The organism is Pseudarthrobacter sp. YAF2 (genome assembly GCF_052113345.1).
Lineage (GTDB): Bacteria > Actinomycetota > Actinomycetes > Actinomycetales > Micrococcaceae > Arthrobacter.
Genome location: NZ_JBFRDA010000011.1, coordinates 67343 through 87624, shown reverse-complemented (window position 1 = coordinate 87624; position 20282 = coordinate 67343). Strand labels below are relative to the sequence as shown.

General features: G+C 67.6%; 19 protein-coding genes. 8 read left to right on the top strand and 11 right to left on the bottom strand.

The window, feature by feature from the left end:
• The first annotated feature begins 165 nt into the window (after positions 1-165).
• Positions 166-924 (top strand): SAM-dependent methyltransferase, encoded by a 759-nt coding sequence (locus AB4Y79_RS13030; RefSeq protein WP_441862399.1) that lies wholly within the window; start codon positions 166-168, stop codon positions 922-924.
• Here AB4Y79_RS13030 and AB4Y79_RS13025 read toward each other — a convergent pair.
• A complete protein-coding gene (locus AB4Y79_RS13025; protein WP_441862396.1) occupies positions 921-2327 on the bottom strand; it encodes an MFS transporter in 1407 nt (468 codons plus the stop codon). The genes AB4Y79_RS13030 and AB4Y79_RS13025 overlap by 4 nt on opposite strands.
• Positions 2327-3682 (bottom strand): MFS transporter, encoded by a 1356-nt coding sequence (locus AB4Y79_RS13020; RefSeq protein WP_441862393.1) that lies wholly within the window; start codon positions 3680-3682, stop codon positions 2327-2329. Before AB4Y79_RS13020 ends, AB4Y79_RS13025 begins: the two co-directional genes overlap by 1 nt.
• A 313-nt stretch (positions 3683-3995) precedes the next feature.
• On the opposite strand from AB4Y79_RS13020, the gene AB4Y79_RS13015 reads away from it, so the two are divergent.
• Positions 3996-4268: a hypothetical protein gene (locus AB4Y79_RS13015; RefSeq protein WP_441862390.1), complete on the top strand. Its 273-nt coding sequence runs from the start codon at positions 3996-3998 to the stop codon at positions 4266-4268.
• Positions 4269-4310: 42 nt separating this feature from the next.
• The gene (gene trmB / locus AB4Y79_RS13010; protein WP_441862387.1) at positions 4311-5234 is read left to right on the top strand and encodes a tRNA (guanosine(46)-N7)-methyltransferase TrmB; all 924 of its coding nucleotides are present in this window, start codon (positions 4311-4313) and stop codon (positions 5232-5234) included.
• Positions 5235-5306: 72 nt separating this feature from the next.
• On the opposite strand, the gene AB4Y79_RS13005 is transcribed toward trmB, so the two are convergent.
• Both AB4Y79_RS13005 and AB4Y79_RS13000 read right to left on the bottom strand, forming a co-directional pair.
• Positions 5307-5753 (bottom strand): hypothetical protein, encoded by a 447-nt coding sequence (locus AB4Y79_RS13005; protein ID WP_441862384.1) that lies wholly within the window; start codon positions 5751-5753, stop codon positions 5307-5309.
• Positions 5754-5757: 4 nt separating this feature from the next.
• Entirely contained in the window at positions 5758-7338 is a 1581-nt protein-coding gene (locus tag AB4Y79_RS13000; RefSeq protein WP_441862382.1) for a hypothetical protein, read from the bottom strand.
• Between the two features lie 287 nt (positions 7339-7625).
• Between AB4Y79_RS13000 and AB4Y79_RS12995 the strand changes: the two genes are divergently transcribed.
• Together AB4Y79_RS12995 and AB4Y79_RS12990 are read left to right on the top strand one after the other, a co-directional pair.
• On the top strand, positions 7626-8444 hold the full coding sequence (locus AB4Y79_RS12995) for a DUF1206 domain-containing protein (protein WP_441862379.1): 819 nt from the start codon (positions 7626-7628) through the stop codon (positions 8442-8444).
• Positions 8445-8473: 29 nt separating this feature from the next.
• A complete protein-coding gene (locus AB4Y79_RS12990) occupies positions 8474-8977 on the top strand; it encodes an SRPBCC family protein (RefSeq protein ID WP_441862376.1) in 504 nt (167 codons plus the stop codon).
• On the opposite strand, the gene AB4Y79_RS12985 is transcribed toward AB4Y79_RS12990, so the two are convergent.
• Entirely contained in the window at positions 8964-9620 is a 657-nt protein-coding gene (locus AB4Y79_RS12985) for an anti-sigma factor family protein (RefSeq protein WP_441862374.1), read from the bottom strand. The two genes, AB4Y79_RS12990 and AB4Y79_RS12985, sit on opposite strands and share 14 nt — an antisense overlap.
• Complete coding sequence (locus AB4Y79_RS12980) at positions 9617-10117, bottom strand: sigma-70 family RNA polymerase sigma factor (protein ID WP_441862371.1); 501 nt, start codon at positions 10115-10117, stop codon at positions 9617-9619. The genes AB4Y79_RS12985 and AB4Y79_RS12980 overlap by 4 nt, the downstream gene beginning before the upstream one ends.
• A 262-nt stretch (positions 10118-10379) precedes the next feature.
• Between AB4Y79_RS12980 and AB4Y79_RS12975 the strand changes: the two genes are divergently transcribed.
• A complete protein-coding gene (locus AB4Y79_RS12975) occupies positions 10380-10928 on the top strand; it encodes a COG4315 family predicted lipoprotein (RefSeq protein ID WP_441862368.1) in 549 nt (182 codons plus the stop codon).
• 25 nt (positions 10929-10953) lie between these two features.
• On the opposite strand, the gene AB4Y79_RS12970 is transcribed toward AB4Y79_RS12975, so the two are convergent.
• The 4 genes from AB4Y79_RS12970 to AB4Y79_RS12955 all read right to left on the bottom strand — a co-directional run bounded on the left by AB4Y79_RS12970 (position 10954) and on the right by AB4Y79_RS12955 (position 14233).
• On the bottom strand, positions 10954-11718 hold the full coding sequence (locus AB4Y79_RS12970; RefSeq protein WP_441862365.1) for a hypothetical protein: 765 nt from the start codon (positions 11716-11718) through the stop codon (positions 10954-10956).
• Complete coding sequence (locus AB4Y79_RS12965; RefSeq protein ID WP_441862362.1) at positions 11711-12289, bottom strand: RNA polymerase sigma factor; 579 nt, start codon at positions 12287-12289, stop codon at positions 11711-11713. The genes AB4Y79_RS12970 and AB4Y79_RS12965 overlap by 8 nt, the downstream gene beginning before the upstream one ends.
• Positions 12290-12458: 169 nt before the next feature.
• Entirely contained in the window at positions 12459-13160 is a 702-nt protein-coding gene (locus AB4Y79_RS12960) for a protein tyrosine phosphatase (RefSeq protein ID WP_441862360.1), read from the bottom strand.
• A gap of 227 nt (positions 13161-13387) precedes the next feature.
• On the bottom strand, positions 13388-14233 hold the full coding sequence (locus AB4Y79_RS12955; protein ID WP_441862357.1) for a DMP19 family protein: 846 nt from the start codon (positions 14231-14233) through the stop codon (positions 13388-13390).
• 219 nt (positions 14234-14452) lie between these two features.
• Between AB4Y79_RS12955 and AB4Y79_RS12950 the strand changes: the two genes are divergently transcribed.
• On the top strand, positions 14453-18004 hold the full coding sequence (locus AB4Y79_RS12950) for a DEAD/DEAH box helicase (protein ID WP_441862497.1): 3552 nt from the start codon (positions 14453-14455) through the stop codon (positions 18002-18004).
• A 403-nt stretch (positions 18005-18407) separates the two neighbouring features.
• Here the strand turns inward: AB4Y79_RS12950 and AB4Y79_RS12945 are convergent, their stop codons facing one another.
• Positions 18408-19700, bottom strand: a complete 1293-nt coding sequence (locus tag AB4Y79_RS12945) for an ammonium transporter (protein WP_441862354.1) — start codon at positions 19698-19700, stop codon at positions 18408-18410.
• 369 nt (positions 19701-20069) lie between these two features.
• Here AB4Y79_RS12945 and AB4Y79_RS12940 point away from each other — a divergent pair, with 369 nt between their 5' ends.
• The gene (locus AB4Y79_RS12940) at positions 20070-20270 is read left to right on the top strand and encodes a hypothetical protein (protein ID WP_441862351.1); all 201 of its coding nucleotides are present in this window, start codon (positions 20070-20072) and stop codon (positions 20268-20270) included.
• Positions 20271-20282: the final 12 nt, after the last annotated feature.

The following is a 20282-nucleotide window of genomic DNA, read 5'->3' as shown; positions in this document are numbered from 1 at the left end:
CGCAGGATGTGCCTCTCACATGAAGAAAGCCCACTCCCCGGAAAGGATCTCCAGATTAGGAGCAGGCGGCATCACTGCACATCAAGTTCCTCCAGTCTAGCATCCCGCCGGCCGGTACCCGTCCGCGGCGTTGCCATCGGCGGCATGGCGGGGCAGTGTTGGAGCATGAGCGAACACCCGGGGCAGGGCCAGGACACGCACCAGCATGAAGCGCACCAGCACCACGCGCACGACGCCGGCGGGGCGCCGGAAGCGGCTGGCGGCGGCGTCGACCCCGGAACGGTTTGGGACGAACGCTACCGGACCAAAGCCCGGCTCTGGAGCGGGAAGCCGAACCCGCAGCTGGTCCGTGAGGCCGGCGGCCTGCGCCCCGGCAAGGCACTGGAGCTGGGGTGCGGCGAAGGCGCCGACGCCATCTGGCTCGCCCGGCAAGGCTGGTCCGTGACCGCCGTCGACGTTTCCGCCGTTGCCCTGGAACGGGCCCACTCCCACGAACTGGCCGAACTGGCACGCGAAAGCGTGAACGCATCCAACGGGGACATCCGCAGCCGGATCACCTGGCAGCAGGCGGACCTGACGCAGTGGCAGCCCGAGGGTCCCTACGACCTGGTGACCTCGCAGTTCCTGCATTCCCAGGAGCTCGACTGGCGGGTCCCGCTGCGCACCGCCGCCTCAGCCGTCAAGCCGGGCGGAACCCTGCTGCTGGTGGGGCACCACCCGGACCGGCTGCCGCCCTGGGGCAACGACCACCACCAGCACCTGGACATGTTCTACACCGGAGACCAACTGGTCCGTGAACTTGCGCTCGACGGCCCCGGATGGCAGCTGGAGGTCCTGACCAACCGGGAGCGCCTGGCCACCGGGCCCGATGGGCAGGAGGCGACCATTGCCGACGTCGTCCTGCGCGCCACGCGTCTGGCTTAGCTGTCCTGGCCCTTCCTGCCGGTGACCCGCGGCGCCACCAGCACTGCGGCCATCCCGAGGGCCGCAGTGAAGGCGAAGACGCCCGCAAAGGACTGGACCGTCGTCGTAAATGCTGCGAAGACAATCCCGGTGGCGGCCAGCGAAAGCGCCCCGCCGAGGGAGTCCGCGATGGACATCGCGGAGCTGTTGAAGCCCTCGTTTTCCTTGCTGGACAGTGCCAGCGTCATCACGCTCAACCGGGGGTAAAGCAGGCCCATTCCGCCGCCGGCCAGCACCCAACCGGCGATGGCGACGGCGGCCGGCAAGTGCAGCCCCGCGGTGGCCAGCGCCAGGAGGATGGCAACGAGCACCATCAGCGAGCCCACCCGCACAGCTCTCCGGTGCGGCAGCCGTGGGCCCATCCGGCCCTGGACCGCGGCGGCACCGGCCCAGGCCAGTGCGCCGCCGGTGAGGGTAACGCCCGCCAAGGTGGGCGGGAAGCCGTACTGGTCGATCAGCAGGTAGGGAAGGTAGACCTCGGCCCCGAAGAAGGACGCCGAGGCGAGGCCGCGGGCCAGGATCACGCTGGGCAGGCCGCGCCGTGCCCGAAGGGTCCCGGCAGGCACCAGTGGGCGGACCGCTGCCAGGGCGAGGACGACGGCGGCAACGGCCAGGAGTGCATTGGCCGGCGGGAAGGCGGGGATGCTGACGTCGGCGGAGAGGTTGAGCCCCAGTACGGCCAGAGCGGCCAGCGCCGCCCACCCGAGCCGGCCCGGAGCCCACGGCGGGACCGTCTCTTCCGGCCCATCGGTTGACCCGGGTGCGTCCAGTCCGCGCAGGACCGGCACGATCATCGCGAGCGCCGGAATCACCAACCCCACGACGCCCAGGAACACCCAGTGCCAGCTGAAGACCTGAGCCACCACACCGGCCGCGAAGGGCCCCACCAGTGAGGGCACCACCCAGGCGGCGGAAAACGCGGCGAAGATCCTGGGATGCAGGGTGCCCGGATAGAACCTTGCCACCAGGACGTAGAGGGCCACGGTGAGGGCGCCCCCGCCAAAGCCCTGGACCAGGCGGCCGGTGACCAGCATGGGCATGGAAACCGAGGTGCCGGCGACCAGCAGGCCGGCCACGAACAACGCTACGGAGGCATACAGCGGCAGGGCAGGCCCGCGCCGGTCTGACCAGTTGCCGGCCCCCACCATGCCGATGACACCGGTGGCCAGCGGCCCCGCGAAGGCCAGCGCGTAGAGGCTGCCGCCGTTCAGTTCCCGGCTGACCAGCGGCATGATGGTGGTCACGGCAAGGGATTCGAACGCGGCCAGGAACACCAGGGCGCAGGTACCCACCGTCACCCAGAAATACGGCGGCCGGAAGATCCCGGTGGCGTGGTGGACAGCTGGAAGTGTGGGGTCTTGCATTACGGTTCCTCGCCCACGTACCGGTTCCGGCCGGAGCGGTAGCCGAAGACGGCCGCGAGGAGGCCGACCACAGTGAACAGGATGCCGGCGGGAATAAAGGACCCTGTTGCCTGGTGCAGTTGCCCCACCAGAAGCGTTCCGGTCGAGCCAACCCCGTAGCCAACGCCCTGCATCATGCCTGAAAGGTGCGCTGCGGTGTGCCCATCGCGGGTGCGGAGCATGATCAGGGTCAGCGCGCAGGCGGTGAGGCTTCCCTGCCCCAGGCCCAGCAGCCCTGCCCATACCCAGATCAGGTCCAGCGGGCCCAGGATGCTCAGCACGAAGCCGCCGCCGGTCATCAGCGCGACCATAGTGTTGATGGCCCGCTGGTCGCGGAACTTCGCGGCCAGGGCGGGGGCAAACAAGGAGCCAAGCATCTGCAGCACGATGCACACGGCCACGATCAACCCTGCCGTGGCACCGTCCACGCCCCTTTCGCGGAGGATGGGCGAAAGCCAGGCGAAACCGCTGAAGGACATCATGGCCTGCAGCACCATGAAGATGGTCACCTGCCAGGCCACCGGCGACCTCCACACGTTGACCCCGTCCCTGACCGTTTGGTGCCGGACCGTTCCCTGCCGCACGGCAACTGGCAGGAACAGGAGGAGCACGACGGCGGCGGGCACCGCCCAGACCCACAGCGCCTTGGTCCACTCCCCCGTCGCCGTGTAGACCGGGTAGGTAAACCCGGCCCCGAGTGCGGCGGACGCGCAGATGGCGGTGGTGTACAGGCCGCCCATGAGTCCGAGTCGGTGCGGGAAGTCCCGCTTCACCAGGCCGGGCAGAAGGACGTTGCACAGGGCGATCGCCGCGCCGCAGGCGGCCGTGCCGGCCAGCAGGGCAGGCAGGTGGCCGGCACCCCCCAAGGTTGCCCCGGCATCCACAGGCCGCAGCAGCAGTCCCGCGGTCAGCAAGGCCATGGCCCCCAGCAGTACCCGTTCGGCACCGAACCGGCGGGCGAGAACCGGGGCAAGCGGGGCAAAGACACCCAGCAAGGTCACGGGAACCGTGGTCAGCACCACCACGGACCAGCCGGGCAGGGCGGCCTGGGCGGTCACCTCCGGCAGGACAGCGGACAGGCTGGAAAAGACGCTGCGCAGGTTCAAGCCGATCAGCACCAGGCACACACCCAGGTAGGCCAGGGCGCGCCGGCCGCCCACGCGGGTGGGTCCGGGCGCGGGGAGCTCGTCAATCTCGGCGTCCACCAGGGTGCTCAGGTCCACCAGGCTGCTGCCCGTCCTGGACCGCCCCCGGGCATCTTCGGAGACAGCCCTTCGCCGTTGCTTCCTTGCCCCGGCATTCGTTGCGTCCGTCATCCGCCCATTCTTGCAGGACGGCGCTCCCGCGCGAGTTATCCACATACGGGGTGACACGTCTTCCGGCACCGCAACTGCCTCCGTAGTGTGGGAGCACCGCGGCCGCCCGATGGCCGTACAGACCAATGGGAGCACGATGGAAAATGCATCATCTCGGGAATCCTGGCCTGCGCCCCGGAAGGGCGCGCTGCCCGCCGGGGTCAGCCCGCCGGACGGACAGGGGGGCGCTCCCGTTGGTCCCGTCCAACGCCGCCCCGGGCACGGCAATAGAGGAGCAAACAGCCTGGTCCTGGCGCTCCTTGCTCCTGCAAGCATGTTCCTTACGGGACCGGTCGCCATGTTCGCCATGTTGCTGACTTACCCGGATGAAGGCCCCTCACCGAGGCCTTGGGTGACCCCGCTGGTGTTTTTCAGCCTCCCCTTGCTCTTCGCCTCGCTTGCGCTCCGACTGGCACTTCCCGTGCTGAAGAGCGCGCCACAGCCGTCAAAAGACCGGACCACGGCGGCAGTCGCCCTGTGCATCGCCGGCTTGATGTTCGCCCTGGCCCTGGGTCCGGCGCTCGATGCGATCGGGCTGTTCGGATGATGGGCTGACCGGTGTTCTCTGCGCGGCGCTATTCTGGAAGGGATGAGCGAATCCCCTGAAAACCCCCAGCAGCCGCATGTCCCCAGGCCCGTCACGCCCGGAACCCAAGCCTCCTTCGGTACCTACGGCGGCCGTCCGGTCAGCTTCGTGCGCCGCGGCACCCGGCTGCAGGGCCGGCGGCAGGCCGCCTGGGCCGAGCATGCGGAGCGGTGGGCTGTGGATGTTCCCCGGCACGTGGCCAACACCTCGGTCCACCCCGACTACACCTTCGACGCGGCAGCCGAATTTGGCCGCGACGCTCCGCTGGTCGTCGAGATCGGGTCCGGCCTGGGCGATGCCATCTGCCACGCGGCAGAGCAGAACCCGGGCACTAACTTCCTGGCCGTGGAGGTCTACACGCCCGGGCTCGCCAACACCATCATCAAGATCAACAGCCGGGGCCTGACCAACGTCCGCGTGGTGGAGGCCAACGCCCCGGAGGTACTGGCCACCATGCTTCCCGCCGGCTCCGTCAGCGAACTGTGGGTCTTCTTCCCGGATCCGTGGCACAAGTCGCGGCACCACAAGCGCCGCCTCATCCAGCCCGAGTTCGCCGGCCTCGCCGCAAAGGCGTTGAAACCGGGCGGCCTGTTCCGGATCGCCACCGACTGGTCCAACTACGCCATCCACGTCCGGGACGTCATGGCGGGCTCAGCAGACTTCGAAAACCTGCACACCGGCGAGCGCCGCGGACCCGAAAGCCCGCTGACCCAGGTGTGGCAGTCCGGCGTCGAATCGCTGGTGGGCGGTGCACCGGTCCGGGAGGGACGGGCACCCGTGAGCACCGGGCACACCGGTCCCAACGAAGGCGTGGACGAAACCGGCGGCTGGGCGCCCCGGTTCGAAGGCAGGATCCGGACCAGCTTCGAGGCGAAGGCCCACGAAGCCGGCCGGCTGATCTTCGACCTCTGCTACCGCCGACGCTGACCGGCAGACGCTGACCTGCTGACCTGCTGACCTGCTGAACAGCAGGCGTGACCGACTGGTGCGGCGTGGGCGCTATCCGACGTTGATGGCGGCCACGATCTCCTTGAGCATGTCCAGCCTGGGCTCGGCCTCGGGGTTCAGGTACGGCCAGATCACCACGACGCCGATGAACCGGCCGTGTTCCCACACGCCAACCGTGGCTGCTACCTTCGCCGACCCGCCGGCGTCGTCATAACCCACCACCACGCCGTACGCGGACTTACCGGGCAGGTTCAGCTCGCCTTCGGCCAGCAGGGTGCCGCCGCGCTCCTCGCGGTAGAAATCCGACATCAGGTGTGCCCAGCCGTTGGCCTGCGGCGCATCCTGCACGGAAGTGTCGTCCTTGATCACGGTGACCACGATGCCACCCAGCAGTCCGTACTGCTCGCTGTTGGGGCCGGCGGTGGAGTCGTCCAGGACCTGGGTGTGCTCGGGGAAGTCTGCGGTGAAGCCCAGCGGGGATTCGATGTGCACTGACATGGTTTCAGAGCCTCTCGAGCTTGGTGTCGTTGGGGACTTTATAGTACGTGGATACGTTGGTGGTGGCCTGGTTCTCGGTCTTCACTTCCACCTCACCCAGCTTCACGTCGAACCCGGCCTCGTTGGTGGCGGTGACCACCGAGTTCACCTGGACGGTGGCGGAGCCGGCCTCGTACAGCCTGGCGGCGTCCCGGGCGGCGCCGGCCTCATTGCCGAGGGCAACGTTGCGCAGGTAGCTGTCGATGACGGGCCGGTTTTCCGGGGAGTAATCCACGTTGATCTTGACCGTGCCCTGGGTACCCGCGGTCACGGTGGTGTCGAACTTGGCGGCCTTCCCATCCACGCCTTCGGTGACGCCCTGGGCCACGGTCCCGTCCATGGACACGGACACCGAATCGATGTTGTTGCCCTTGTCCATGTTGACCTGCAGGCCGCCTTTGCCGGAGGCCTCGAAGACACGGCCGTCCAGGTTGAGCTTGCCCTGCGCCGAGACCTCGCCGCTGGCCGTTGACGTCCCGTCCGTCAGGTTGCGCTCGTACGCAAGGTCGAGCTTGGCCGAGCCGGACGCCGTGCCGGATTCGCCCGAGGCTTCCAGTGAGAAGGTTCCCTTGGCCTTGTCCGTCTGGCCGGTGGAGCCGTTGTCGTGGGCGGCGTCGTTGATGGTGTCCAGGATGTAGCCGGGCGGGTTGCCTGCCACGTCCTTGATGTCGCCGATGCTGTCCGGGGGCAGGTCCTTGTACATCTGCTCACGGGCCGCCATGGCCTCCTCCACGCTGGCGAACGTGTATTCACGGGAGACTTCCCCGGTCAGGGTGGCGCCCGCCGTGCCGGTGGTGTCGTTGACGCCCAGGCCCATGTTTCCGTACACCTTCATGGTGGCGGAGCCGTCGGCGTTCTCCACCACTTCCGTGCCCACTTCAGCGCCGCCGTGGACCCAGGCCACCCTGGCCTCGATGGAGGCCTTGCCCGTCTCCGAATAGATCGGGATGTCCGCCTTGGCAAGCTCCTGCAGGTGCTGCTTGGCCAGTTGCTGTGCGGCGGCGGGAATGCCGCCGTCCATGCGCATCAGGTCCTCGGCGAAGGGCCCATCGCTGCCTTCGCCCTCAATCAGGTATTTGCGGTCCGCCGCTGACAGGCTGTCCCACCACTTGGCCTGCTCTTCCGGGCTGGCATTGACCAGGCGTTCGAGCCCGGCTTCAAGTTCCTTACGGTGTTCGGCTGCCGCCCTGGCCGCCTCCGCCTTCTCTTTCAGCCACTCCCGGGCCTGCGCGGCCAGCGAGGTGAGCCGGTCCCAGGTACTGGTCCCGGATCCACCCGAACCGGCGGTGGAGGCCTTCTCCTGCTCGTCGGCCTGCCGCATCAGGATCTTGGAGTTCTCCCGCAGGCTCGCAACCACCTTGTCCAGGCTGGGCCGGTGGCTTCCACTCCACTCCTGGCGGAAAAGTTCACCGTCCCGCCCCTTCCACGGAGCGGACTGGATCTGGCTGTGCAGGGTACCGGCCCGGCTGCTCAAGAGGGACGCCGCCTGGTCCGCTGCCTTGGCCAGAGCCCGCAACTGGCTGACGTCAGCGCCGTAAAGAGTCATGGTTTCCCCCGGAAAAGTATGCGGTGCGTGTGGATCGTTGGTCCTTATGGTTGCACAGGGGGCCGGACCCGGCGATGGGGATCCCTCCCCATCGCCCTATCCCGAACCCGGGGCCCGCACCGGCGGCAGCACCTGCACCGGCCACCGCTTGGCGGCAGGCAGCCCGCGCCGGCCGCTGCGGGCCGGCTGTTCCGGACCGGGCCCTCGTGGCACGATTGCCATATAAGAAGGGCACGCACACCAGCGCTCTACTGCGCTTGTCCAAAGGAACGACGATCAAAAAAGAATTGCAGCAGGCCGTTGACAAGGCCGAAGACGTCACGAATTCGCGTGTCCTGGAGATTCTTGCCCGGCTGGGTTTTGCGGTCAGCGGCATCCTGCACCTGCTGGTAGGTGCGATCGCCATCCGGCTCGCCGTGGGGGGCGCCGGCAGCGCCGATTTCAGCGGCGCGGTGGCCGAACTGGCCACAATGCCTGTTGGCCCTTTCCTGCTGTGGGGCAGCTTCGCCGCTTGCGCCGCCTTGTCGCTGTGGCAGACAAGCGATGCAATCTTCGATTTCAACCATCAGCCCACCAAGAAAAAAGCCAAGAACAAGGCCAAGGCCGCCCTGCAAGCCGTCGTCTACGCCGTGCTTGCCCTGACGCTGTGGCACTTCGTCACGGGCACCGGCACCGGCGGCGACAACCGCAAGGCCACCAGTGACTTCACCGTTTCCATGATGTTGGCGCCCGGCGGTGTGGCGCTGCTGGTGGTGATCGGCCTGGCGGTGGCTGTCGCGGGCGTGGCGTACGGCGTCAGGGGTCCCAAGAAGTCCTTCCAGAAGCAGTTGCGGATGCCCTCTCCCGGCCCGGCGAGGACGGCGGTCACCGCACTGGGTGTGACCGGCTACCTCGCGAAGGGAACGGTACTGCTGCTCGCCGGCCTGCTGATCGTCGTGGCCACGGTGAAGCAGCACCCGGAGGACTCCACCGGCCTGGACGGCGGCCTGCGCGCCCTCCGCGACCAACCCCTCGGGCCCTATCTCCTTGCAGCGGTGGGAGCAGGCTTGATTTGCTACGGCGCGTACATGGTGATGCGCGCCCGGCTGGCCAAAATGAGCAAGTAACCGGCCGTACGGCTGGTTAGGGTTGAGGGATGCCCCAGGTACGCGCCGAGCGCTTTATCCGCATCGATCCGGAGACTGCCTTCGCCTTCTCCCAGACCACCGGCACCTTCCGGCTCAAATGGGACCCCTTCATCTCCGCGCAGGGATTCCTCGACGGCGCCCAGGCTGCGGGGAAGGGCGTCCGCACCCGCACCAGGTCGCGGCTGGGCCTGAACATGGTCAGCCAGTACGTCTCTTACGCGCCACCGCGCAGCGTCGGCATGACCATGGTGTCCGGCCCGTGGTTCTTCGCGAATTTCGGCGGTGGCTGGCGCTTCACCGCGGACGACGACGGCACAAGGGCAGTCTGGAAGTACACGTTTTCGTGCCGGCCGGCCGTGCTCCGGGCCGCGATGGAGCGGATCGGCAGCCGGCTGCTGGGGTACGAGATCGAACGGCGGATCGAAGCTTTCGCCCGCGCCTGCGAGGACCAGGCCCTGGTGGCCGAATTCCGGGCACTGCATACCAAGCCGGCAGGTCCTACGGAACCGTAATCACCGCCACCGCGTGCTGGGCGCCGTCGCGCAGTTCCACACTGGAAATGCTTGCCAGCTGGATGGGTGTTGCCCCGGTGACCTTGACTTTCCCGGTGGGGGTGGCCGACCAGGCGCAGGCACGGTCCTCCCCGCCGGCACGGTCGCGGACCCACAGTGAGAGTGTCCCGTCCGAGGGCAGGCTGCTGCCGCTCACCGCGAGTTCGGTGCCCCAGGCTTTGCGTGCCATGTCGATGTGGACCTGCAGCCCGTTCCCGGAGGCCACAGAGTAGGTGGCATCCGGCTGCGGCGGCCTGACCAGCAGCGGCCCCACCGCCAGGCCCACTGCCAGGCACGCGGCCGCAACCGCGCCCGCCAAAGCTACCCACCGCCGTCGCACGGTCCGACGCCGGCGGGACAGTTCGTCGAAAAGGCGGACGGGAACGTTGCTCCCGGCATCTTCGCTGCCGCCGGGTGCGGCGGTGAGCGCCAGGGCGTCCGGGACGGGAAGGGCGTCCAGGAGCATGGGTACCTTTTCCAGCGCGGCCAGTTCCTTGCGGCAGGCAGCGCACTCCTGGAGATGGGATTCGAAGAGGGCGAGGTCCTGGGGATCCAGGCCGCCCAGGACGTAGGCGCCGAGCAGGTGGTGCTGGTTGGTGCTCACCGTTCCACCCCCATCTCGTCCAGGATGGTGCGCAGTGCCCGGAGCCCGTAGTAGGCGCGGGACTTGACCGTGCCGCTGGGAATATTGAGCTGGACTGCTGCCTCGTTGACTGTAAAGCGGCGGTAGTGCAGTGCCACCAGGACCTCGCGGTGTTCCTTGCTCAGCCGCAACAGCGCTTCCTCCATCAAAACCCGGTTAAGCATTTCGTCGACGCGTCCCACCACCTCGACGGGATCTGCGAGGCCACTTCCCAGGGCCTCGGCCGGCCGGCGCCGGCTCCTGCGATAGTTGTCGATCATGACGTTCCTGGCTGTGCGGTACAGGTAACTGCGGAAACTTCCGTTGATGTCCGGGGCGTGCTGCCAGACACGGAGCACGGTTTCCTGGACCACGTCCTCCGCGATCTGCGGATCCCGGGTTGCGCTGAGCACGAAACGGCGCAGGGCGCTGCCGTGCTCGCGGTAGATCGCCTCCACCACTCTGTCATCGAGCGGCATCCCACTCCTCCCGTCACCGGCCCGTCGCCGAAACACTCCGCTTCCTGCTGTTACGACGCCGGCTGGCCGGAAACGGTTCAATAGGAGCGTTCCAGCTCCTCCTGGTCGATGTCCGGCCACTCTTGAGGACCGGGGGCATTCTCCGTTCCGTGCATTCGGCAGGACTGTGAACCATTCTTCACCCGGAAGCGTCGTAGGGGTTAGCGTCCGGTCATCCGACGCCGGGCCATACCAAGAAAAAATCCAGCCAAGGGAGCACACCATGAAGCACCATCCCGGGCCGGGCCTCGCCATCCTGGCCCTCGCCGCAGCCCTCACCGGTTGCGGCAGCAGCTCCGGCACCTCACCCGCCGCCACCAGTCCGGCCACGGGCACCGCGGCTACCTCAGCCGCCACCTCGTCGGCTTCTTCCGCAGCGTCATCCTCGCAGGCGGGTGCCGCCGTCGAGCTTAAGACGGCGTCCTCCTCAACGGCGGGCAGCATTGTGGTGGACGGAAAGGGAATGAGCCTCTATCTCTTCACCAAGGACACAAAGGATTCCGGCACCAGCGCGTGCACGGGCTCTTGCCTGGTCCAATGGCCGCCGCTGACCACCACGTCCGGGACACCCACTGCTGAGGGAATCACCGGGAAGTTGGGGACCATCACCGGCGCGGACGGCAAGAAGCAGGTGACGCTGAACGGCATGCCCCTGTACTACTTCGCCAAGGACACCAAACCCGGTGACACCCTCGGCCAAGGCATCGGCGGCGTGTGGTTCCTGTCCGATCCGTCAGGGGCCATGGCCAAGGCGGCGGGGCAGGCCTACTGACCTCACGTCCGAATGCGGCCAGGGCCTACTTCTGGGGCGCGTCCGTCGCTTTACCGGGGAGCGGGATTTCGGTGGGAACGGGAACCGGCAGTTTGGACGCCTGCTCCAGGCCCTTCCGGACATCCCCGGGGACGTCCGTGGGCAGTGACGGTTCCGCCGGCACCCCGGCCGGCTTCTGGGCCGGTGAAGCGGACGAACCATGGGTGGGGGTGCTGCCCGGCCGCACAGCAGCGGACGGCGACGCCACGCCGCCGGGTGCCGGGGCGGTTGCGGGTGCCGCAGGAACGGCCTCCGGGCTGGCGGCCGCGGGCCGCGTCGCCGCGGGACCGGGCACCGGCGCTTCCCCGCCCTTCTTGCCTGCGGGGGCGGCGGTGGAACCGGTCACGAAGGAGGTGACCGCGTGGTTCAACTGGCTGAACGAGTCACGGAATCCCTGGTCGGAGGCAGCGGCGACGGCGCCGCCGGCCGCGAGGGAGGCGGCAACGGAGAGCGTGGTGAGCGTGATCCGGCGCTTGGCCTTGCGGCGGGCGGCCAGTTCGTCTGCCGGTTTCCCGGTGGGAAGCATCGATGTTTCCGCGGGTGCGGCGGCGGGAAGCACCGTGGTGGCGGGGGCGCCAGTGGACGCCCCGGACATCAAGGCGGCGATGTCGGCTGAAGGTTCCGGGGCCCCGGCTGCCAGCGAACGCAGGTCGAGCAGGGCGTCACGGAGCTGGCCGTCGTCGCCGAGGCCTGCCTCCAGCAGGAGCTGGTCGACCACCCCGTCGTTGCGGGATCCTGCGGTGTCACTCATGATTCGCCTGGTTTCTCTTGAGCGTTTGTGCCTTAAGGTTTTGCAGGGCCCGGCGCTGGAGCTGCTTGATGGCTCCGGCGCTCTTGCCCATAATGGCGGCCACCTGTTCGATGGACAGGTCCGCCACGACGCGAAGGGCCAGGACCTCCTGGTGTTCTTCGCTGAGCCCTTCCAGCATGACGGCGGCCCCGCCGGTTAATTCAACGGCCTGGTCCTCCGCGGACGGGGTTGTCCGGCCGTCATGCTGGGGGTCGTACGGTGTCAGCTGTGGCCGTCGCTCCAGCCGGCGGTAGTGGTCCACCATGCGGGCGTGGGCGATGGAAAAGATCAGCGACTTGGCGCCCTGCAGCCCGCCGGTAAGGTTGCCGATCCTGGGAAAGAACGCCATGAAGACGTCCTGGGTGACGGCTTCGGGATCATCAAGTCCGCGTGCTTTGAGGTAGCCCTGCACCGGGCCGGCGAAAGTTCTGTAGGCAGCAGCGAACAACGCGGCCGGATCCGTTCCGGCTGCGTTGTCGAATATGTCGAACTCTTCTTGGGCCAAAGTGTCTAGCACCAGCGGCTCCTCCATCCCGGGATCCGGCTCTCGCCTTTTTCCCGGTTTCCGGTACGGACTGCCAGTTCCCGTGGTTTTCCGGCTGCCTTGTTGCGGGTTGTTCAGGGGTGCTGTCCCAGGCAAGCGCACCCCGCCCGGCTGCCCGGACTGCGGCCGCAGCCGCAATCCAGACTAGCCAACTGCCTTAGCGGACCGAAACTGAAGGAGCGTGGGCGGTGTTGCCGCCAACGGCGGGAACGGCCGGAACGGCGGGAACGGTGGTGTTGCCGTCGGCGCCCGGAACGGCGGGGACAGCGGGCACGGCAGGTGCGGACGGAACCTGGGGCTTGTCGGCCTCAACCGATGCGGAACCCTTGGCTGCGGCGTCGGCCTTGGCGGCCACGTCGGCCTTGGCTACGACGTCGGCGCAGTAGCTCTTGATGTTCGCGTCACCCCTGGCGGCGATGGACAGGGAGGAGAAGGCCTGCGAGGAAGCGTTCAGTCCGCCATTGGCGAAGGCGGTGCAGAGGCCGAAGGCAGCCGGACCGGCAGCGTCAACAGCGGTCTTGGCTGCTGCCGAGGCGGTGGTGTTGGCGGAAACCTTCTCGTCGCTTGCCGTAGCGGTGCCGGACGCCTTGGCGCTGGCGTCCGCGGAAGCGTCAGCGGTCTTCAGGGCGTCGGAAACAGCGGCGGTGGCGGTCGGCGCCGGGGTGGCCTGGCCGTTGGCTGCGGCGTCGGCGCCGAGCTTGGGGGCCGGTGCGCCGAAGACTTCGTGGGCGGTCTGCTGGGCCTGGGTGGGCAGGACGCCCGAGATGGCGGCGGCGCCGGTTCCTCCAACGGCCAGGGTTCCTGCAGCCAGGACTCCGGCGGCGACTTTGCTGGTGGCGAGCACGGTGAACACAGACATTTAACTTCTCCAAACCTAGACAACACGTCCGATTGGGCCCGGCGGGCGGACCCATCACTGACTACATCGCCGGAGACGGCGCGGAGGTTACGGGTGCCTGGTATTTTCTTTTTCGGCCACATCGCGGGAAGGGGCGGGGCAGCTGATCCGCTGCTGTCCCGCCCCGCCCCGAGTCCGTGCAAAAAGTCCCGCGGGCCGCGCCAATACCGGAGCGGCCGGCCGGGCTGCTAGGCCTCGACCAGGTCTGCGTCCTCGAATTCCACGGCCGCAACGATTTCCTGGGTCTCAGGGTTGATCATGAACGCCTCGTCCTCCTCCTCCACCATGAGGAAGTCGCCGTTGTCAGTACTGAAATGCCACGCCAGCGTCTTTTCGCCGTCGTGAATGTAGTTGGGGTCGCCCATGGTGATCTTCGTGAGCCCGTAGCCGGCAATGTCGCACAGCTCGCGGATGATCACTTCGAAGTCCGGAGCATCCTCGAGTGCTTCGGCTTCAGCCTGGGCACGGCGTTCGGGCAGGTCCGGGATGTGGGCAACGAGGCCCTGGATGTACGGGCCGACTTCCTCGTCATCGAGCACCACGAGGTCTGCCTGGCGCCGCAGCCAGCCGGCGTTGAGGGCCGTGATGTTCTCCTGCTCCAGCAGTTCTTCGAACTCGCCGTCCAGCTCCTCCATCCGGAGGACGCCGTCGGGAACGTCGCCGTCGTCATCGACGCTGCCGTCGAGGTAAAGCTCCGTGTCCTCCTCGGACAGTGCGTCGTAGGATTCGACGGCGCGGTTGAACAGTTCAAGGTGTGCTGTGGCGCCCATGCCCGCCATGCCCTCGCGGATGAGCGTGTCCGTAGCGGCACGGTCAAGGGCCAGGAAGGCGTACTGCGCGAAGCCGCCTTCCAGCGCCTGAGTCAGGTAGAAATCGACGTAGTAGCTGCGGACCGCCACCGGTGACATCTCCTCGGTGTGGAGCAGGGCAGTGTGCATGGCGTCGATGACGGTGACGTTGGCCTGCACCGTCTCCTCATCGCTCGCTTCGATGCTGCTGCTGGTCAGGACGACGGGCTGTGGCGTGGTGATCATGGAAATCCTCGCTGCTGGGATGGTGGTGCTCCGGACGCTTTTCACGCTACGGGGGCCAGTTCACGGCAGCGTCGAGGAGGAAGTGAACGTCAAGCGAAGTTTTCGAGGCGGCCCGGACAGGAGGCGGGACATGGGCCTGCTGCCAGGCGAACTAAGATGGATCAGATAACCACCCACCGGACCCGGCTCCGCCGTGGCCTGCTGAAAGTAGCGCGCACCATGCCATCCCAACCGGACGAAAGTGCGGCACTGGCAATACAGACACCCGCCATCAACGACCGCTCCCTCGCGGCCGGGCTGGCGTATGCCATGGCCAGCAGGGTCTCGGGCATGTCGTTCGACGCCGGCACCGGGCTCATGCTGGGCAAGGTCCGGGGTGGGACGGAAGTTCCGTACTCCACCACCGCCAAGCTGGTCCGCAAGGCAGGCGGCTGGAGCTGCACCGTAGGAGTCTGCAGCTGCCCCGTCCGCAAGGACTGCAAGCATGTGGCGGCCCTGCTTTTCGCGGCGGAGGACAACCCGGCCATTCGCATGCAGCTGCTGACGCCGTCCACGTCCACGCAGGTGTCCCGCGCTCCGTCCGCGGCCCTCTCGGACTGGGAAAAAGCCCTCAGCCCGCTGATTTCCCAGCCCGGCGCCGGCCCTTCCACCAGCGGTGTTCCGCTGGCGCTGCAGTTCGAGGTGGAGGAACCGCCGCCGCACTTCTCCTACACCGGCCGCCGCGACCCGGTGCGCGGCGTGCGTCAGCTCAAGGTCCGGCCCGTCATCATGGGCGCCAAGGGTAAATGGATCCGCGGGGACGTTTCCTGGAACACCCTGAGCTACCTGAGCTTCCGGCGGGAATCGAACCAGGCGCACGTGGAGTGGATGCAGGAGTTCCTGGCCGGGCACTCCACGTCAGCCAGCCGGATGCACAATTCATCCGGCCTGTGGCTGGGCCTGAACTCCTACGCCGGGAAGAACCTGTGGAGCCTGCTCTCCGATGCTCGAAAGATCGGGCTTGCCCTGGTCCACTCGCGCGGCACTGAGCCGGTCCGGGTCGCGGAGGCCCCCGCCGCCGTCGGGCTTTCCCTGAGCAGGTTCGGGGCCCCGGCGGGCGGGCCTCCCGCGGCGGATTCCGCCGGGTCCAATGCGGCTTCCGAACCCGTTGCGTCCGGAACTGGCGGGCCGGGGACAGCAGGTTCCAGCACCGCAGGTTCCAGCACTGCGGTGTCCGACGCCGGGCTGGAGTTGTCTCCCACTATCACCGTGGCGGGGGAAGAGGTTGATCCGGCGGCGGTGGGCACCATCGGCCGGCCCGCGCACGGCCTCTTCTTCACGTCCGGTGAGGCCGCGCTGCCGGGTGTTCCGGATCCGGACGGCGCCATTACGCTGGCGCCGCTGGAGAACGGGCTGAGCGAGGAGCTCCTGGCGTTCGTCACGGCAGGAAGCACGCTCCACATTCCGGCCAAGGACGAGTCCCGGTTCCTCACGGGTTTCTACCCGAAGCTCAAGCAGACCGCCCGGGTCACTGCGCGGGACGAGTCCGTCGAGCTTCCCGAGCTGGCCGTTCCCACCCTGTCCCTGCTGGCCAATTACGGGGCGGACCACCGGGTGCGGCTGCACTGGGAGTGGCATTACCGCACCGGGAAACTGGTCACGGCGCAGCCGCTGTGGCGGCACCCGGGCGATCAGGGCTACCGGGACGACACCGCCGAGTCCCGCATCCTGGAAGGTATCGGCCAGCCCTGGGATACGGTGGCAGCCCTGGGCGAGTCCGCCACGGACGGCTGGGGCACGCCGCGCCTGGCGGCGTCGGTGGAGCTCAAGGGCCTGGATACGCTGGCGTTCACCGAGGAAGTGCTGCCCCGGCTGCGGGAAGCACCGGACGTGGACGTGGAAACCGTGGGTGAGATCGCCGACTACCGCGAAGCCGAGGAAGCACCCGTGGTGTCCATCTCCACCAAGGCCACCGAGCAGCGGGACTGGTTCGACCTGGGCATCCAGATTTCCCTGGAAGGCCAGCCCGTCTCCTTCGCGGCCGTGTTCTCAGCGCTCGCCTCGGGGCAGACCAAGATGCTGCTGCCCAGCGGCGCCTACTTCTCGCTCGACCTGCCGGAACTGCACCAGCTGCGGGCACTGATCGAGGAAGCCCGTTCGCTGCAGGACAACAAGGATGCGCCGTTGCAGATCAGCCGCTTCCAGGCAGGGCTCTGGGACGAGCTGGCGCAGCTGGGCATCGTGGACCAGCAGGCAGCCGCCTGGCGATCGGCCGTGGGCGGACTCCTGGAAGGTGGCGTGGACGGGCTGCCGCTGCCCGCATCCCTGAACGCCGAGCTGCGACCGTACCAGCTGGAGGGCTACAACTGGCTCAGCTTCCTCTACAAACACGGCCTGGGAGGCGTGCTGGCCGACGATATGGGCCTGGGCAAAACCGTGCAGGCGCTGGCACTGATGTGCGCCGCGAAGGACCATGGGCTTGCGTCCGGGGATCCAGGGCTCCCGTCAGGGAACACCGGTGCCGCGGCGGTCGAAACCAGGCAGGCCGCCGTCGCGCCGTTCCTGGTGGTGGCACCCACCAGCGTGGTGGGCAACTGGGCCCTCGAGGCCGCGCGCTTCGCCCCCGGCCTGACCGTGCGCACGGTCGGCGAGACGTTCGGGAAGAGCGGCCAGGACGTGGCCGAGGCTCTCGGCGCGGCCGACGTCGTCATCACCTCGTACGCTTTGTTCCGGATCGACTACGAGGCCTACGCCTCCCGCACTTGGGCCGGGCTGGTCCTGGATGAGGCGCAGTTCGTGAAGAACCACCAGTCCAAGGCCTACCAGTGTGCGCGGAAGCTGCCGGCAGCATTCAAGCTGGCCATCACCGGCACCCCGTTGGAGAACAACTTGATGGAGTTCTGGGCGCTGACGTCCATTGTGGCTCCCGGCCTGTTCTCCAGCCCCAAGCGCTTCGCCGAGTACTACCAGAAGCCGGTGGAAAAGAACGGCGACAAGGGGCAGCTCGAGAAGCTCCGGCGCAGGGTCCGGCCGCTGATGATGCGGCGCACCAAGGACCAGGTGATCAAGGACCTGCCGCCCAAGCAGGAACAGGTCCTGGAAGTGGTACTCAACCCGCGGCACCAGAAGGTGTACCAGACGCACCTGCAGCGCGAGCGGCAAAAGATCCTGGGACTGATCGAGGACGTCAACAAAAACCGCTTCACCATCTTCCAGTCCTTGACGCTGCTGCGGCAGCTGAGCCTGGACGTAACCCTGGTGGACCCTGCGCTCTCCGCCGTTCGCTCCAGCAAGCTGGATGTGCTGTTCGAGCAGCTGGATGACCTGGTGGCCGAGGGGCACCGGGCCCTGATTTTCAGCCAGTTCACCGGATTCCTGGGGAAGGTCCGGGAAAGGCTGGACGAGGAAGAAATCGAGTACTGCTACCTCGACGGCGGCACCCGGAACCGTGCCGACGTCGTCAGCGAATTCAAGAACGGCAGCGCCCCGGTGTTCCTGATTTCGCTCAAGGCCGGCGGGTTCGGGCTCAACCTCACCGAGGCGGACTACGTCTTCCTGCTCGATCCCTGGTGGAACCCTGCCTCCGAGGCGCAGGCCGTGGACCGGACACACCGGATCGGGCAGGCCCGCAACGTGATGGTGTACCGGCTCGTGGCCAAGGACACGATCGAAGAGAAGGTCATGGCCCTGAAGACCCGGAAGTCCCAGCTGTTCGCGGACGTGATGGAGGGTGACGCCTTGGCCGGCGGAGCCATCACGGCGGAGGACCTGGCGGGGTTGTTCAAGGATTAGCGGCCGCTTTCGACGCGTGTACTGCAGTTTTCGACGGTTGAATTCAGTCTCGCTGCGCGGATTCCCTGGCGCACCCCGCATATCCGGCGCGCCAAGGTATATGCGCAGCGGATCCGAAACGTTAGATAAACGTCCGGCTCGGCGGCAACTACTGGATGATCGTGGATGAATGGCGCGGCCAGGCGGTGTACCGCTCGGTGGACGGCACCGGACACTGGATCCGGCGGAACCCTGGCCTGCACGGAACAGTAGGCACGACGAAGGGCCAAACCCTGGAACTATAAGCCGGCGGCTGCCGGCACCGGTCCAAGGTTTGGCCCTGACTCGTGCGCTGGGACCCGTGACACGGAAGCGTCCACCGGACACCGCCCCCAGCAGGCGGCGCGCCGGCGCGTTGCCGACGTTAGACCCGCTGCGGCGAGCCCAGTTCCACCGGGTCCTCATCCGTCAGGTAGGCAAGCTCGGAGTGCGCCGCGAGGTCGATGCCGCGCAGTTCATCCTCGGGCTTGATGCGCAGGCCGCCCATGGCCTTGTCCAGGATCTTGGCCAGGAGCCAGGTGATGCCGAACGAGTAGGCCAGGACGCTGACGGTGGCGATCGCCTGGACGCCCAGCAGGTCGAAGCCGCCGCCGTAGAACAGGCCGCTGACGCCGTTCGGGGCCTTGTCCGTGGCGAAAAGGCCAATCAGCAGGGTGCCCAGGATGCCGCCGACGAGGTGGACGCCTACGACGTCGAGCGAATCGTCGAAGCCCAGACGGAACTTCCATTCGATAGCCAGCGAGCAGACGGCCCCCGCGATGGCACCGATGGCCAGTGCACCCAGCGGGCTCACCGCGCCACACGCCGGGGTAATGGCCACCAGCGCCGCGATCAGGCCCGACGCGGCGCCCATGCTGGTGGCGGCGCCGTGGCGGACCCGCTCCACGAGGGCCCACGCCAGCAGGCCGGCCGAAGCGGCGACGGCCGTGTTAAGGAAGACCACGGCCGCGGACTGGCCGGCGGCGAGTGCGGAGCCGGCGTTGAAGCCGAACCAGCCCACCCACAGCAGGCCTGCGCCCACCAGGACCAGCGGGCGGCTGTGCGGCTTCGTGTGTTCCATTTTCGGCCACCCGGAGCTCTTGCCCAGGACCAGGGCCAGGGCCAGGGCGGCGGCGCCGGCGTTCATGTGCACAGCGGTGCCGCCCGCGAAGTCGATGGCTTTGATGCCGTTGGCGATCCAGCCGCCCATCGTGCTGCCGTCTGCCGAGTCGAAGGCGAACACCCAGTGGGCGATGGGGAAGTAGACCACAGTGGCCCAGATCCCGGCGAACACCATCCAGGCGCCGAACTTCATGCGCCCGGCGGCAGCCCCCGCAACCAGTGCGGTGGTGACGCAGGCGAAGAACAGCTGGAATGCGGCAAACAGGATGACCGGGATTGACGCCGAATCATCCTTGGCCAGCAGCTGCCCCATGCCGGGGAACTCGGTGACGTCACCGATCAGGCCCAGGCCGCCCACGGAGTTGCCGAAGGCCATGGAGTAACCGAACAGTGCCCAGAGGACGGCCACCAGGCTGGCGCCGCCAAAGCACATCATCATCATGTTGAGAATGCGGCGCGACCCCACCATGCCCCCGTAAAACAGGGCCAGGGCGGGGATCATCATGCACACCAGCGCCGAGCTGGCCAAAATCCAAGCGACATTTCCCGAATCCATGGGGAAACCCCTTTCGTGATGCGAAGAGAGAACGGTTATTTGCCGTCAGAGCCGCTCTGCGGAGGGACGTGGACGGAGAAACCACGTTCAGCGGAGGGGCGGCTGTTGCCGTCTGGTTCCAACTGTATGGCGGCAATTTTTGGGTGGGTTTCCGATGTGTTAAATGATCGTTTCGGTCATCCACAAGCGAGTTTCAGGTGTCCCGCGGCGCGCAGGAGTTACTGCAGGAGCCGTCGGTAGCGGGCGGCGCTATTTGGCGGAAACCGGCAGGAACTGGATAGGTAAGTCCAGCAGTTCCAGCGGACCGTGGGGGCCTTCGCCGTCGAGCAGCAGCGAGTCCCCCGGCTCCATGGCGTACTCGTAGGAGCCATGACGGTGAGGCTGCCCGGGCCGCTCTTGGTGAAGGTGGCGTCCCGGTCGGTGTCGGCGCCGCGGAACAGCGCGGTCACGGGAACCTTCAGCCCGTCCGCCAGCCTCTGCAGCGTGGTCAGCGAGCAGGAGGTGGTGGCCGGTTTCCGCTCGCGAGATCATGGCCTTGGACAGGCCGGTACGGGCGGCAAGTTCAGCTGACGACAGGCCTGC